We start from the raw sequence: 14,963 nt of genomic DNA on the forward strand, positions 1-14,963 counted from the left end.
GCAACGAGCGTTTCTCAATTTCGAGAACGCGATCGTGGCGCCCCACGCATCGAGGCCTGGATCCTCGATGGATGGTCAGCCATCATGGCCTGATTTGCTCTTCGGCAGTTCAATCGAGCCCGTGTTCCAGTTTGGCGCTGTTTGCTCGAGAATGTTACGGACCAAGAACTCCAGGAGTTTGAGCTGGGCATAACTGCCCGGCGTTCCGTGGTCTGCGCCTGGCACATACAGCATGTCGAAGTATTTTCCCGCCTTGATAAGCCGATCGGCAAGCTGGAACGTGGCGGAAGGATCGACGTTGCGGTCCATTTCGCCGACTATGAGAAGCAATCTACCTTGCAGTTTGGCGGCATTGTCGATGGCGGAGGATTGCGAATATTCGATGCCGACGGGCCACCCCATCCACTGTTCGTTCCACCAGATCTTGTCCAGCCGGTTGTCGTAGCAGCCACTGTTCGCGACCGCGACCTTATAGAAATCGGGATGGAAAAGTAACGCGCTCACCGCGTTTTGCCCACCGGCGGAAGCGCCAAAAATGCCGACGTTGGATATATCATACCAGGAATACTTCGCACTCGCCGCCTTGTGCCATAGGATCCGGTCCGCAAAGCCAGCGTCCTTCAGATTTTTCCAGGCAACGTCGTGGAACGCGCGCGAGCGATGGTTGGTACCCATTCCATCAATCTGAACAACGATAAAGCCGAGTTGTGTGAGCGGCTCGATTGAAGCTGAGAAGGACTTGGGAACGAAGGAACCGGTGGGGCCTGCATAGATGTGCTCCACCACCGGATATCTCTTGCGCTGATCGAAATTGGTCGGCAAGTGAATAACGCCCCATATGTCCGTCTTGCCGTCGCGTCCCTTGGCGTTGAAGCTGAGCGGCGGCTGCCAGCCAGCGGCTATGAGCTCGGAGATCTCCGCGCTCTCAACCTGCATCCGTTCGGCATTATCACTGGCGCGATACAGCACCATGCGAGGCGGAACGCCGATGCGTGACCACAGGTCGACATAGTAGCGACCGCTAGGCGAGAACTCGATGTGATGATTGGCTGGCTCGGGCGTCAGCGGCGTGAGTCCTTTTCCATCAAAGCCAATGCGATAGGCATGGACGAAATAGGGATCCTCATCAGGGTTCATTCCGCTGGCGCCAAACCAAATCTCACGCTTCACTGGATCGACACAATACACCGCACGGACCACCCAATCTCCTTTGGTGATCTGGTTCTTGAGCTCGCCTGTTCGGCCGTCGAACAAATAGAGGTGCTCGTAACCATCGCGCTCCGAGGCCCAGATGATCTCCTTTCCATCATCGACGTCATAGCGAAACGTTTTTCCACTATTCAGCTGCTTCATCACCAGTGCCTGGTAGTCGACGAAGGTCTTGCTTGCCTCATCAATCAACGCGCGCGCTTTGCCCGTGGCGGCGTCGACCTCCACCAGGCGATAGAGCTGATGGCCACGCTGATTGTATTCGAAGGTAAAGCCCCGTCCGTCCTTCCACCATCGGATCGCCGAAAGACCGTAAGGATTCTGAAACGCGGCATTATCGATTGTGACCGCGCGTCGGCTGCTGACATCAAACAGCACGGGTTGGAGCAATGCCAAGGCATCACCGGGTTTTGGATACACCATGGTCAGATGTCTGGGTTGACGCTGGTGCGCCGGCGACGATTCGAGGTAATGGACTTCCCGTTGTTGGGCTGGACGGATTCGGTAGACGGCCAGGTGAGTTGAGGCTGGAGACCATCTTAGTGTCGAGAGAGCATAATAGTCACTCTCAGCTCCGTCCCAGGTCGACTGGATGTCCTGCAAACCGTCTTGGCTGCGCAGGAAGAGATTGTAGTTTCGAATATAGGCCAGCCATTTGCCATCAGGTGATGCGCTTGTCTTGTTTGGATCGTTCTCTGCCGGTGGCGTGTCGTCGTAGGGGCTCTGCTGATTGGCGCCCGAGTGCATTGCATTGCCGGTGCAGGCATAGCTTGCAAGCTCGCAGCTCCAATGCGTATGCTCGAGGTCGAAGCTCATCCTGCCACCCTTGTCGGTCAGCTCGAAATGGTCGAAGGGAAGATTCTCGGGCTGATAGTTCTTGTGGCTCGCTCTGTTCAGAGCAGCCGCGAGTCCGGCTTGATCAAAAGCGGGCTCCTTTACGCCTTTTTCGGCATCAACCAGGATAAACTGGTGCTTGCCATGGGTCGTCCGCCGATAGATGAACGCCTCGCGCTCGCCGAGCCAAAACGGCACGTCGGGGACATTGACGGTAAGCCGGCCATATCGGTCTGCGGTCGTCAGTGCACGCTCGTAATCCGACCGCGCGAGGGGCGCATTCACGACATCCTCCGCCGCGTGCGCCTGCGCTGCTTTGCAAGCCAACAGCGCAAGCATTAAGGCAACCAATCTGTACATTATGATTCGCGTCCCCTCTTAGTGCGCGGACCCCGATGCGAGGTCACTTCGCGATTGATGCGCGGCTCTTCGGTGCGGCTGGCCTTCTTGCTACTTTAGGCGACATGCCCCTTCGGCTCAGCCTCGGGTGGATTCGTACCTGACGAACATTCGGCTCGGCGGCTCGCCAGCAGCCGCAAGTGCCGCCAACAATCCTCACACAGCAACATGAGCAAACGCCGCGCGCCATTTTGCAACGAGCGCTGCAGCGCCGACATTGTCGCATTACTTCCGTGCTCCTTATGCTGAGCAGAATCTATGCCAACTGATGTATATCGCTGCGGCTTCCTCTGCGCACAAGTTTGCCGATTATGCCGAAACGAGGTGGGCGTTTGAGGCCAAACAAAACACGCATGCTGCGCGTGGTCACCTGTGGCGAATGACTCCAAGGAACGCCATTTTGTGGGGAGCTATTTGTCCCGCCTCGGCAACCACTCGAATAAGTAGCCCCTGGGACTTCGGGCAACACGGACCGCACCGGGCTATAGATCGACGCGGGGTCAATGCGACGAAAACTCACGCGATGAGCCGTGGAGACATTCGCGGCAATCCATCGCAGATCATCCTCGACACCTTGGCCGCCGGTCGCCAACGAAATGAACGCGCTGAGAGCTTCTGGCATGTGGTGATATCGTAGTATATATTGCAGGCTTTCGAGGCGAATTCTGACGAACTAACGCGCGCACTTGGAACAGCCCGAAGCAAATCGGGCGCTTATCGGCGTCAAGCGTGAGGACTTTTCTGAACGCCTCTAACCGTGCCGCTGCTCGCGCGGCCAGTCCGCCAGCGAGTACCGCATGTCAAAATGAATGTGCCGTACGACCTAACAACGCGACGCTCGCCGCTTCCTCCACAAGCGCCGGTGTGGCCGTAATTCATTAGATATCCGAGCGGCTCTGCCTCGCCAGATCGCGTGCTCCCATCTCAACGGCTATCGAGACCAGGCGGTAGGTGTCGCCGATCAGATGGATCATTTCACCTCCGCTGACACTTCGTTGACTATCGCGGCGGCCCGCCGCAATTGACGGGCTTCCAACGATCAACTCAGTGGCGGCATCAGTACAGATGACCCTAATGGGTGTCGTCGGGTCCGCCTCCAGGACTGCGATGTCGCACACTCGATACGGTGACTGCGGAGCGCGAATGCGAAGTCGGGCGATAGTCATGGCTTCTTTCGTTCTCCTATGCGTCCGCAGCAGGACGCGAGAGCGGTCCAGGCAGCGGGCGCACGCGATTGTTCGCAGGCGAAACCACCTGCGTGCTGGTGATGAGATCAGGAGATTATTCGTGAGTTCGCGCGTGAGGCGTCGTCCTGAGGGTCGCAAGGGAGATCGCGCTAGGGGGTGGACGAGAGCTAGATCGTGATGCTGATAAGCTCAGGGTAAGGCGGATTTTCGAATGTCCTCCAAGAGATCTTGCTAAATGGTCCAATGCAGCCGAAGAGCGCCCCTTTTGTCGACGCAGATCCGACGGACGACAGATTGTAGCGACGCCTCCAACATCGTTCTCGATGCAAGAGCCGACGGCATCATCTTCAGGTATCTATCTCATGCGTCCTGCGTGGCCGATTGGCGACGCAAACGTCCGAAACCGGACGAGACGATGAGGCCATTCCACACGCTGGGTGGGACATATAAGAGTTTCACATGAGCCAAGCGGGCCGTGCGCCATTTTTTCGAACCGGCACGCAGATTGCTGGGTGAGCAGCAAGGAGCTACCGCGACGAAAGCAGTCGTGGCGATCCATCTTCAGGGCCCCAATAAGGTTTATCCGGTTGATCCTATTCGATCTGGCTTTGATGCTGCTTGCGCCTGACGTTGCGGAAGCCATGAATGAGGGCACCGGCGCACACTTCATATTGGTCACCAAAGCTCTGGCGACTTTCAAGCCGATTGCTGGCCCCGAGGCGGCATCAAGCTCTGGCGGTAGCCGACACCTCTACAGCCAAACGACGCAAGCCTTGCCAGTTCAGCCAGCGGACAATCGGCGTCCAGCCAAGCCGCCTGAGGATTCCGCGGTATTGGATTCCCGCCTTGCGTGTGTGATTGGTATGCGCGCCCGGCAGCGTTCGATTGCCACGATCCTCAATGGCGCGGAGACGCTCAAGATGCCGGCTGTCGTAACACCGTCGATCTGCAATGCTGCCCCCGCGCCTTTTGGCTTCCTCGGGGCGGCGACGCCGCGCTGGAGCCAAGCAGAATGGATTGTCGGCGGCATGGTGATCATCGCCTTTGCGGCCATTCTCCTCGTGATTTGATGGAAAGATACAGCATAGGCGCGGGCAGGTGAGAGAAGCAAGGCCGGGTTATATCGAAGTCGCCTTCAACGGTGCTCCCGCAGGCATCCCGCTGGATGCGCAATTCATCGTACCGGCCAAAGGTGTCACGGCGATTTTCGGTCCTCCGGGGTGCGGCAAGACCACACTCGCGCGTTGCATCGCCGGCATCCAGCCTCTACCGAGTGGATTCTGCGGCGTTGATGGTGAAATTTGGCAGAACGAGACGACGTTTCGACCGCCTCATCTGCGCCCTGTCGCATATGTATTTCAGCGACCCATTCTTTTTTCTCATTTGTCTGTCAAGCGCACCCTTCTGTACAATGCATCGAAATCGAGGGTGACACTGATCGACTTTGAAGGTGTGGTCAAGTTGCTCGACTTAGCGTCACTGCTTGACTGTTCTCCGTCACATCTTTCTGGCGCCGAGCGACAGCGAGTTGCCCTAGGCAGCGCGCTACTAGCCCAACCGCGGCTACTTTTGCTGGATGACCCGCTCATTGTGCTCGACCGTCCCGCCAAGCGCGAGATTCTGCCATTTATCGAGCGCATGCGTGAAGAGCTCAGGTTGCCGATGATCTATGTCTGCCATGACATGGCTGACATCGAGCGCTTTGCCGATCATCTCGTCATGATGAAAGATGGCATCGTGACTGCGGCCGGACCGCTTCAAGTCGTTCAGAGTCATCCAGCGCTTGCCGCGCGTGGCGAAGCGGCGGTTTGCGTTGATACCGTGGTCGGCGGCTACGACGGGCGCTATGGACTCATCATCGTCCGCCTCAGAGGCGCGCGTCTGCTAATACCTGGGCCGCCGCTCAGACCTGGCGCGCAGCTACGGCTGCGCATTGCAGCCGCCGATGTCAGCATCGTGCGCGAGGCTCCACGCGCAAGCTCCTTCCTGAATGTCTTTCCGGCACGCATCAAAGCCTCCCTTCCGTTCGACGAATCGGAGATCACGTTGGTTCTAGCGCTCGAAACTGGCCGTTCGGGCGTGCCGCTTTTGTCCCGCATCACACGCCGCTCCTATGATACGCTAGGGCTCAGCAACGGAATGGACGTATTCGCCGAGGTCGCGCGAGCCTTGCCGGTCTCAACCCCCGAGCGGTTGCTCATAACGCCTGCGATACCACTCGGAGATGCTCTACAGCGGCGCGCCGACACCCGAAACGAACAGAACTCGGATCACGGCCATGATCGACAATTTTGACAACGTCGATCTGACAGCTTTGGCGGCGATTCTCTACCAGCCAAAGGACGATGCCGATAGGCTGATTGCCGATTTCGTCCAGGATCTCGCGCGGCATGACGTACGCGTCGGCGGCATCGTCCAGCGACACTTTATAAATACAAACGGCACGCACGTTATGCTCGCCGTCGACGTTGCGACAGGGCGAGAGATCTCGATTTCCCAGCTACTCGGCAGCGGGGCAGCGTCCTGTACGCTCGATACAAACGGACTAGCTGAGGCCGCAGTTGTCGTTTCCCAAGCGCTTCGCGACAAAGTCGATCTCCTCGTGATCAGCAAATTCGCCAAACAAGAAGCGGTTGGCCGCGGCCTGCGAGCTGAATTTGTTGACGCGATCACTCGGGGTGTGCCGCTCCTGACAGCTGTTCCAAGAAATTCCCTTGTCGATTGGAGCGCTTTTACGGGTGATGGTGGCATGCTGCTCCCTTGCGATCGTCAAGCCGTAGAGGAATGGTGGCGCGACGTCGCCACGCGCCCGGCGCGACGCCGCGCTTTCAATCCCAGCTGGAGCTATTTGGGGACTATGATACCGGACAGCTTGATGACGGTTGCGAGAATAATGCCAAGGTCGGCTCCGGAATCGCCGGTTGCGCTCCTTCACGGCCTACAAAAACAACCCTAGCTTCGCAGCCGTTTCACACCGTGAGATATCCGGATGCTGTGCCGCCAGCGCCGAGGTCCATTCTCGGTAGGCAAGTAGCCGTTTCGACCAGCGGTTCAATCGCTGGTCGAGGAATCTGGCTGCGACTTTTTAACTGCGGTACCCCACTCGTGATATACGCACGCGCTCACCGACGGTTCCAAGCGATCGAGCATCGCGTTTCCACGCGGCGCAATGGAGGCGGATGTGAGAGCCATCGGACCTCACGATCAGATGCCTGCGCCCGGGCCGCTGACAATCCGATCTTGAGAACGGATGGCATATAGCTTGCTTCACCAGTGATGGCACAAACGCAAAGCAAACTTGTGAGGTCAGCATGCTCGGAATTGGAAGTCAGTTGCCGCCGTTCGAAATCACTGGCGTGAAGCCCGGCTTTCAGGCGCATGAAGAAGAAGGACACAGCGCGTTCGAGACGCTGACCGAAACGAGCTTCCCCGAAAAATGGAAGATCATCTTTTTCTATCCCAAAGATTTCACGTTCGTCTGTCCGACCGAGATCGCCGAGTTCGGCCGGCTATCCAAGGAATTCGCCGATCGCGATGCTGTCGTAATGGGTGGTTCGACTGACAATGAGTTCTGCAAGCTTGCCTGGCGGCGCTCGCATGCAGACCTGCACAATTTACCGATTTGGCAGTTTGCCGACACAAAAGGGACCTTAGTCGATGGCCTTGGCGTGCGTTCGCCCGAGGGCGTCGCCTATCGCTACACCTTTATCGTCGATCCCGAGAACACAATCCAACACATCTATGCGACCAATCTCAATGTCGGGCGTAGCCCCAAGGACACGCTCCGCGTTCTGGACGCGCTACAAACCGACGAACTTTGTCCCTGTAACCGCGAAGTCGGCGGCGAAACACTGAAGGTTGCGTGAGGCGGCATGTCGTCGATTGAGCAGTTGAATGAGACGATTCCCAATTTCGCCAAGGACGTCAGGCTTAACCTTGCGTCATTGCTGGCCGATGATACGCTGTCGCCGCAGCGACAATACGGCCTGCTGCTGGCGAGCGCCATTGCCACTCGCAATGCAGCCCTGATTACCGCGATTGAAGCGGCAGCCACCGCCGTGATGACGCCTGCGGCGATCGCCGCAGCGAAATCTGCAGCCTCTGTGATGGCGATGAACAACGTCTACTACCGATTCGTTCATCTCGTATCCAACCCGGAATACAAGACCATGCCGCCACGGCTGCGCATGAACGTGATCGGCAATCCCGGCGTGGATAAGTCCGATTTCGAGCTGTGGTCGCTAGCAGTCTCGGCCATAAACGGCTGCGGTGCCTGTGTCGACGCTCACGAGAAGACGCTGCGGGCTGAGGGCGTCAGTTCCGGAGTGATCCAGACTGCCGTGCGCTTTGCTGCGATTGTGCAATCAGTGGCGGTTGCGATCGAGGCCGCCGGCCCGGCTCCTTCCACGGCGATGGGCTAAATATCCTTTGCGCCGTCGAATCGACTCCGTTTGTGGCACCACTCAATGGTGCCACAACCAATCCTTCGCCGGTCCAGAGCGGGTGTAATATCCTCAAGCTGTGCCTCGCCGGGCGTCCCCCACGGCTGCGCGCCTCGTTCGAATCCACCTGCAGTGCAGATGAGCCAGAATGCCCGCAAAGGCGGTGAAATCCCCCGTCTCATGGCGATCACATCGCGGCCCTTTGTTGCACTTCACCCAAACTTGAACAGCACGCCGTAACCGCCGCGCGGATAACTCCACTTGATGTCACCGGTGGGTTCGGCGATCACACGGCAGGTGCCGCACTCAATGCAGCCGTCGACGGTTATCTCAACTTGGCCGTTGTCGTTGAGTTCGTAGCATCGCGCGGGACAGGCGCTCAAAAGCGCAAGTAGCTGTGGCGACGGCGTCGTGTGCGCGCGCACCGTGACGTGAGGGCGACCGACGTCGACAAGATAGCGGTTGTAGTACAGCTTGTCTTCGACGCGTACTGTAGGCTCGACATTCATGCTTTGATCTTCCATTGCTGGACTTCACACTGTTGCCGGTCAGCGCCAGGCCCGGGTAAAACGACACGCATCGCCGAACAGACCTGTCCATGACCGCGCCTTGACGAAGGATTTCAAGGTCGCCTTCTCCTTCTCAACCTTCGGCGTGCCATCGACACGTACAAAGTTCTGCAGCGCCTTGGAAATAAGCTGCGGATAGGTAAGGAAGAAGTTTTGCGAATGGGTGTGCATCAGCATCGGCATATCCTTGTACTTCTTTAGATCTTTGATGACAAAGGACTCGTCGAGCATCTTCTTGTAGAGCGACAGATTTGTCGCGGTCATCGGCTCGCGGCGCGATTTTACCTGGGCGATCGCTTCGGCCGCGATGCGGCCTGAAGTCATCGCAAGATTGGAACCTTCGCGATGAATGGCATTGTTGAGCTGTGCCGCGTCCCCGACCACCACCCAGCCCTCGCCGTAGAGCTGCGGGATTGCCTTGTAGCCGCCTTCAGGAATGAGATGCGCCGCGTATTCCTTGACTTCGGAACCTGCGATGAGCGGCGCCACGGACGGATGCTGCTTGAAATGATCGAGCATGCCGTAGGGCGTCTGGGCGGTGCGCTGGAAATCAGCGACGAGACAGCCGATGCCGAGCGAAATGCACTCCTTGTTGGCATAGATGAAAGCCATTCCGGTCATGCCGCGAGAAATGGTACCGGCCGCCTCGATCACAACGCCTTCGTCGCCCTTGAGATTGAAACGGGCCTCGATAGTCTCGCGAGGCAAAAAGTGCATTTCCTTCACCGCGAGTGCCACATTATCGGGTTTCGGCCGCGACCGCAGGCCCGCGCGCGTCCCGAGCAGGCCATTGACACCCTCGGCCAGCACGACGACGTCGGCGTGTATTTCGCCGTCGCGGCGATCAGTACGAACCCCGACGATCCTCTCGCGGTCGTCCCGTACGAGCTCGGTGACTGTCGTCTCGCACAGCACGGTCGCGCCGGCCTCCCGCACCTTCGAGGAGAACCATTTGTCAAACTGCGCGCGTATGATCGTGTATCTGTTCGGCCGCTCCTCGTTGAAGTCATCCGAGCGGTAGTGCATGCCAACATGCGAGCGATCGTCCATCATCCAGAACCGCTGTTCGACCAGATGGCGCTCGAGCGGCGCCTCCCCGCGAAACTCGGGGATCAGCTTTTCCATCATGTCGGCATAGAGAATTGCGCCCTGCACATTCTTCGATCCCGGATATTCGCCTCGCTCGAGCTGCAGCACCTTCATGCCGCGCTTGGCCATGGTCAACGCCGCTGCGTTTCCAGCCATACCGGCTCCGACCACGATCGCATCAAACCTCTCTTCGATCATCACGGCATCTCCTCTAGACCGCGAGCCGGGCGCGCGAATCCGGCAAAAGCCTGGCGCGAAATGCGGCCGTCAGCGACGGGAGCAACTGCATGGCGTCGCTGATGATCGCGACATGGGCGAAGTCGAAGATCGGCGCGTTTTTGTCGGTATTGATGGCGACGATCAGGTCCGCCCCCTCCACGCCGACCCTGTGCTGGATCGCGCCGGAAATGCCGGCCGCAATATAGAGCTTTGGCCGAATGGTCTTGCCGGTCTGGCCGATCTGCCGGTCAGACGTCACCCATCCCTTCTGCACCAGAGGACGCGAGCAGCCATACTCGGCGCCAAGCAGAGTTGCTAGCTCGCGCACCAGCCGAAAATTCTCGAGCGATCCCAGTCCTAGGCCGCCGGCGACGACAACATCGGCATAGGCTAGATTTGACGTTTCGGAATCCCGGTCGGGAATGAACGTCAGCACCTTCGTGACGATATCGTCTTCAACAAGGCCAAGCGGATGGATGATGATACGAGCGGCATCGCGTACGACGCGCTCCGGCATCGGCATGACGCGCGGGCGGACGGTTGCCATCTGTGGACGATAGTTCAAGGTATAAATCGTGCACAGCAGCGAGCCGCCAAAGGTCGGACGCGTCGCCGCAAGCGAACCGTCGGCGTCGACGTCGAGCGCAGTACAGTCGGCTGTGAGTCCCGTCGACAAGGTGGTCGCCACCGAACCTGCAAGATCGCGACCGAGTGTCGTCGCGCCTAACAACAGGATCTCAGGCTTGTAGGTGTTGACGAGTTCGGTTAGCGCTTTAGTGTATGATTCGTTGCGGTAATCCGACAATACATTGTCGCTCACGAGATAGGCCAGATCGGCGCCATAGCAAAATGACTCCAGCGCGGCGTTGCGCGTCGGCTGCCCCTCCGGACCGATAACGACCGCGGCGAGATTCACCTTCAGCCTGTCGGCAAGCCTGCGCCCCGCTCCCATGAGCTCCCAGGAAACCGGATGCACCTGGCCACGCTCCTGCTCGACAAAAACCCAGACATGCTTGTAGGCCTTGAAGTGCTCCGGAAGTTCCTTTTTGGCCGCCGCGCGGCCGGCCGCCGGCGCGGCCGTTTTGGTGACATTGCTCATGCTTTAAATTCCCCTCAAAATGCGCGCGCCCGCGCCACAGGATTGGTTTCTACTTCGGCTGGCTGGAGATCACTTTTGATCAGCAGATGGCTTGCTGCTCGTTGTTTCCGCTTGCTCGGCGCGGCCCGACCGCGCAACGAGAGGCGTCGCACGGGGTGAACGTATCTGGCTGGCCAAGTTCCGAGATGGCCCCAAGACAGGTTCATTGCGCGCTCTATTCGACAAGCGCCAGCAAGGCGGCCTGGCCACTGCGGTCACTCTAATTGACTCTCTCCATGGCTGATTACGCCGGTCCGCTTGCTGCGCAATAGCTGCACCTTGCTTTCGGCCTAGCGCTCCGCATCGGCCATGACGACTCGGTCGATGCCACCGCACTTTCATGCGATGAGTGCTCGGCCGCCAGCGCCGCCGACTCGCAGGGGAGGTTTGGCTCTTTTCCTGGCGCATGTTGCTATCGGCTCTGAGGTAGCTGTGGATCTGCGCGCAAGTGGGCACCCGCCTGATTTGGACGATGATATGCATACGTTTCCGAGGTGTGGCGCTGACGGGCGAGTTACCCATTGCCTCCCATCGCGGGCTCGATGGCAGTTTCAATTGCGTCAAAAGCAATTTGGGGTGCCACTGCGCGAGCGTGAACCACGAGATGATGCCGCACAACTCGGCCGGCAGTAGACGTAGCGTGAAAGGTCTTCCTTCAAATCTCATCTCGAACGGCTACCATTTGTCTGCATCGATGACCGGATCGACCCGACAACAGCAAGTGTCGTACCAGTTGCAAAACTCGGGGAAGATTAGGCGAACGCAATGACTTAGGGGACACTTGGAAGGGCTGCTAATCCCCAGGACACGACCACTCCGAACATGGGTCGGGAATACGACAGCGCCGCGCGAGCCATGGCTGCGGAGAGTCGATCCGGAAGAAGACGAAGGTTGCACGAGGGATCATCACCACGCCACACTTGGTGACAAACCTTGAAAGCGCGAGATCACTTCAGCTCGCTCAATGGGACAAAGGCCATCGGCTTGTCATGGTCTGCAACAGCATCCTTCAAAACCTTGAACACCCGCTGGTCGATTGGCGACGATGCCACGAAGTCGGCATAGGCCTGTTCCAGCATCGCTTTGCAACGAGCTCTGATATCCGGTTCTGCGGCACCAGCGAATTGCTCCTTGGCAAGATATTGTCCCATGCGCTTTAGGATGTGAAGGCGCGCGACATTGACGATTCCGGGGTCGTATTCGACGCCTAGCAGTGAAAAAAACTCTTCCGCGGACGAGGCTTTGTTGAGCCGATCCAGGATACCGGCTGATGGGTGCGAGTTACTCATCGAAAACTCCCTTTGAATTGGCACGTGGACGATCGGCGACAGCGCGGCACCGCCTGGTGATCCTGCTGCAGCCAACCTCGCGCGACCATGCTGAGGCAGGCCGTCGTGGCCGTCGATTAACGATGCCCGATACCGTCCTCGCGGCGCTTGGTTTTCGAATAGCCTGTCCAGATCTTGCTGGGTACGCCTCTTCAGGCCGGGTGGGGCGACAAGTATCCGCACACATCGCGCCAGATCGCTGCTACTGTTTCGCGCTCGACCGGCACCTTGTGCTTTATGGCATGCTTGCGGACTTGCGTCAGGATCTGTCTGGCTTGGTCGGCGCTGGCGACGAGCTGTAATTCATTGAGCAACGCGGTGATCGCCGACAGCCCGGAATGCTTACCGATCACAAAACTGTTGCGGCGCCCAAGCAGAACCGGATCAAGCGACTGGTAGGTACGTTGATCTTTTAAAAGGCCATCCACGTGAATGCCCGATTCATGCGTAAAAATATGCTCTCCGACGATGGCTTTGTTCAGAGGAATCGCACGTGCGGCTGCCGCTGCAACCACTGCGGCGACCTTCTCGAGTTCCGGAAGTATGATGCCGGTCTCGCGCCTGTAGAGCTGCTTGAGCGCGACCGCGACTTCCTCGAGCGGTGCATTTCCAGCCCGTTCGCCGAGGCCGATAACGGTTACCGAGGCGTGGCTCGCGCCGGCCTTGATGGCGGAGAGCGTGTTGGCGGTTGCGAGGCCGAGATCGTCGTGACCATGAAACTCAAGTTCGAGATCGGTGGTCGCCCGCAAATTTCCGACCAGAGCGGAGGTTGTGTCCGGGTCGAGCACACTGAGCGTATCGGCAATACGAAAGCGACGCGCTCCCGCCGATTTTGCCGCGGCTATCAGTCTGATGAGAAAGTCGATGTCGGCGCGGGAGGAGTCCTCGCCGCCGACGGCAACCTCAAGTCCCCGCTCACGTGCATAACCTACCACTCGCTTCACTTGTTCCAGCGCCAGGTCGCGACGACCGCCAAGCTTGGCCGCGATCTGGATATCGGAACTCGGGATCGACACATTGACCATGGACACCTTCGCTTCGATCGCCGCGTCGATGTCGGCTTCGCGCATCCGGCACCAGCCTATGGTGGTCAGCGGAAGCTCTGCTTCGACGATTGCGTGGATGGCGGTGATCTCCTCGTTGCCCATCGCGGGCGTTCCCGCCTCGATCTCCGTCACGCCGGCCCGCGCCAGCGCCTGCGCGATCGCCAGCTTTTCCTCTGTGGTGAACGCAACGCCAGGCGCCTGCTCGCCGTCGCGTAATGTCGTGTCGTTGAGCACGGTCGGCTTGGCGCTCGCCTGCTCGGGCCAAGCCGGCTTGGCGGTCTTGGTAGCGGCCATCACGAAAGGGCTCCTCATTGCTTTTGACCCACAGGCGCTTCAGCAACCCCCATGCCAGCCCGCCACGCTTTTTAACCCGTTGAAAACAATATGCTTACTTCAGCGGCTAGCTTGCCTTCGCTAATTGATTGTCGCAAACGCGACAGGCTTATGAAGCGGACGGCTCATCCTGCCACTCGCAACACCGAGCTCGAATGTTAACGCGATTGCGACACGCCGGCAGGCACGAATGTCGCGGAGTATTTGTGGCCCGCCCGCCTTAGACCCATGGTCGCGCGCGCATCGAAACGGCGTTAGGCCGCGCCCTCCAGTTCCTGCTGAACTCGCCAAAGCGCGCGCGGGTTCTAGCTGACTTGAGCGATCGAGCCTTGCAACGGCTTAAATGGGCCAGTCGACGCCGATGACCGGGCGAGCCGTCTGCAACAGAACGTCACGCCGACGTTCTGCCATCCGGCTCTCGCCGCTTTCTTCGCCGAAGCAGAGATTGAAATCGCTACATTGCGTGCAAACGGGCGTTGTACACATGACGAGGCCTTCATCCTCGCACAGCGAGCGGTAGAAGAAGCGCTTCCAGCGCATATTGTTGTTATTGCGCGCGGCGAGCGGCGCGAAGTGGCGACTTAGCAGCCGAGAGAGTTCGCCACGATTGCGTAATCCGAGATCTTCCCACAAGTGGTTTGGCTCTATGGCGCGGCGTGCGATCATCGCGGCCAGCCAACCCCCGATACGTCCTTCCGTTGAGCGTTGCTTGAGCAAGAGATCGCGCACCATTGCGATTTCGTCGTTCTCATCGCACTTGAAAGCCAGGAGCTGCTCCGACACCTTGACCCCGATCGATGGAAAATGGTGGTCCAGCAGGGCCGCCAGCTCGTGGCCGGACAGGCCGGCCTTCTCGGGAAGCGGGCCACCATCCATCGAGGCGGCCGCCAGAATTGACGCCAGGACATGGCAATCGAAATTGCTGTCGGTCGTAATGTCGGCCTCTTCGGGAGGCACACCAGTGAGCGCTCGATAGGTCGCAATTCCTCTTTGCACCTCGCTGCCCGCGTCGGCGCAAACAGCTGCAAACGGATGGAAGTTCGCTTTGGGCATGAATCTTTTACAGCGTCACGTTTGCCCCGTCCCATTCTAGCTGGCCGGGTGATCGTCAGAATGCCGGTCTCCCCGGATGGGGGGTGAGGGAGACCGGCATCCGTCGCGCGCCTTCAC

Annotated in this window: 12 protein-coding genes; 5 read left to right on the plus strand and 7 right to left on the minus strand. The window is 58.8% G+C overall.

Annotated elements, in window-relative coordinates:
- Nucleotides 1-75: 75 nt before the first annotated feature.
- Nucleotides 76-2,403 carry a S9 family peptidase gene (locus JEY66_RS35715; RefSeq protein WP_026192309.1) on the minus strand — a complete coding sequence of 776 codons (2,328 nt, stop codon included), beginning with the start codon at nt 2,401-2,403 and terminating at the stop codon, nt 76-78.
- A 1,813-nt stretch (nt 2,404-4,216) separates the two neighbouring features.
- On the opposite strand from JEY66_RS35715, the gene JEY66_RS35720 reads away from it, so the two are divergent.
- The 5 genes from JEY66_RS35720 to ahpD all read left to right on the plus strand — a co-directional run bounded on the left by JEY66_RS35720 (nt 4,217) and on the right by ahpD (nt 8,050).
- On the plus strand, nt 4,217-4,699 hold the full coding sequence (locus JEY66_RS35720) for a hypothetical protein (protein ID WP_225161258.1): 483 nt from the start codon (nt 4,217-4,219) through the stop codon (nt 4,697-4,699).
- A 28-nt stretch (nt 4,700-4,727) separates the two neighbouring features.
- Nucleotides 4,728-5,924 (plus strand): molybdenum ABC transporter ATP-binding protein, encoded by a 1,197-nt coding sequence (modC, locus tag JEY66_RS35725; RefSeq protein WP_080650312.1) that lies wholly within the window; start codon nt 4,728-4,730, stop codon nt 5,922-5,924.
- Complete coding sequence (locus JEY66_RS35730) at nt 5,908-6,585, plus strand: DUF2478 domain-containing protein (RefSeq protein WP_018269931.1); 678 nt, start codon at nt 5,908-5,910, stop codon at nt 6,583-6,585. The genes modC and JEY66_RS35730 overlap by 17 nt, the downstream gene beginning before the upstream one ends.
- 355 nt (nt 6,586-6,940) lie before the next feature.
- Nucleotides 6,941-7,495, plus strand: coding sequence for a peroxiredoxin (locus JEY66_RS35735; RefSeq protein WP_026192308.1), 555 nt, complete (start codon nt 6,941-6,943; stop codon nt 7,493-7,495).
- A gap of 6 nt (nt 7,496-7,501) precedes the next feature.
- Nucleotides 7,502-8,050: an alkylhydroperoxidase, AhpD family gene (gene ahpD, locus JEY66_RS35740; protein WP_016848189.1), complete on the plus strand. Its 549-nt coding sequence runs from the start codon at nt 7,502-7,504 to the stop codon at nt 8,048-8,050.
- A gap of 233 nt (nt 8,051-8,283) precedes the next feature.
- Here ahpD and JEY66_RS35745 read toward each other — a convergent pair whose 3' ends face one another.
- The 6 genes from JEY66_RS35745 to JEY66_RS35770 form a co-directional block, all read right to left on the minus strand.
- On the minus strand, nt 8,284-8,580 hold the full coding sequence (locus JEY66_RS35745; protein WP_016848188.1) for a ferredoxin family protein: 297 nt from the start codon (nt 8,578-8,580) through the stop codon (nt 8,284-8,286).
- Between the two features lie 39 nt (nt 8,581-8,619).
- Complete coding sequence (locus JEY66_RS35750) at nt 8,620-9,927, minus strand: FAD-dependent oxidoreductase (RefSeq protein WP_018269930.1); 1,308 nt, start codon at nt 9,925-9,927, stop codon at nt 8,620-8,622.
- Between the two features lie 13 nt (nt 9,928-9,940).
- Nucleotides 9,941-11,047, minus strand: coding sequence for an electron transfer flavoprotein subunit alpha/FixB family protein (locus JEY66_RS35755; RefSeq protein ID WP_016848186.1), 1,107 nt, complete (start codon nt 11,045-11,047; stop codon nt 9,941-9,943).
- Nucleotides 11,048-12,033: 986 nt separating this feature from the next.
- The gene (nifW, locus tag JEY66_RS35760; protein ID WP_016848185.1) at nt 12,034-12,375 is read right to left on the minus strand and encodes a nitrogenase stabilizing/protective protein NifW; all 342 of its coding nucleotides are present in this window, start codon (nt 12,373-12,375) and stop codon (nt 12,034-12,036) included.
- Nucleotides 12,376-12,566: 191 nt separating this feature from the next.
- Nucleotides 12,567-13,754 carry a homocitrate synthase gene (gene nifV / locus JEY66_RS35765; RefSeq protein ID WP_016848184.1) on the minus strand — a complete coding sequence of 396 codons (1,188 nt, stop codon included), beginning with the start codon at nt 13,752-13,754 and terminating at the stop codon, nt 12,567-12,569.
- Between the two features lie 378 nt (nt 13,755-14,132).
- A complete protein-coding gene (locus JEY66_RS35770) occupies nt 14,133-14,846 on the minus strand; it encodes a nitrogen fixation protein NifQ (RefSeq protein ID WP_210291207.1) in 714 nt (237 codons plus the stop codon).
- Nucleotides 14,847-14,963: the final 117 nt, after the last annotated feature.

This window comes from Bradyrhizobium elkanii USDA 76, assembly GCF_023278185.1.
Classification (GTDB): Bacteria; Pseudomonadota; Alphaproteobacteria; order Rhizobiales; family Xanthobacteraceae; genus Bradyrhizobium; species Bradyrhizobium elkanii.

Bases quoted from the DNA above. Each gene is read 5' to 3' on its own strand.
- JEY66_RS35715 (WP_026192309.1), bottom strand. From the start codon at position 2,403: ATGTACAGATTGGTTGCCTTAATGCTTGCGCTGTTGGCTTGCAAAGCA.
- JEY66_RS35730 (WP_018269931.1), top strand. From the start codon at position 5,908: ATGATCGACAATTTTGACAACGTCGATCTGACAGCTTTGGCGGCGATT.
- JEY66_RS35735 (WP_026192308.1), top strand. From the start codon at position 6,941: ATGCTCGGAATTGGAAGTCAGTTGCCGCCGTTCGAAATCACTGGCGTG.
- ahpD (WP_016848189.1), top strand. From the start codon at position 7,502: ATGTCGTCGATTGAGCAGTTGAATGAGACGATTCCCAATTTCGCCAAG.
- JEY66_RS35745 (WP_016848188.1), bottom strand. From the start codon at position 8,580: ATGAATGTCGAGCCTACAGTACGCGTCGAAGACAAGCTGTACTACAAC.
- JEY66_RS35750 (WP_018269930.1), bottom strand. From the start codon at position 9,927: ATGATCGAAGAGAGGTTTGATGCGATCGTGGTCGGAGCCGGTATGGCT.
- JEY66_RS35755 (WP_016848186.1), bottom strand. From the start codon at position 11,047: ATGAGCAATGTCACCAAAACGGCCGCGCCGGCGGCCGGCCGCGCGGCG.
- nifW (WP_016848185.1), bottom strand. From the start codon at position 12,375: ATGAGTAACTCGCACCCATCAGCCGGTATCCTGGATCGGCTCAACAAA.
- nifV (WP_016848184.1), bottom strand. From the start codon at position 13,754: ATGGCCGCTACCAAGACCGCCAAGCCGGCTTGGCCCGAGCAGGCGAGC.
- JEY66_RS35770 (WP_210291207.1), bottom strand. From the start codon at position 14,846: ATGCCCAAAGCGAACTTCCATCCGTTTGCAGCTGTTTGCGCCGACGCG.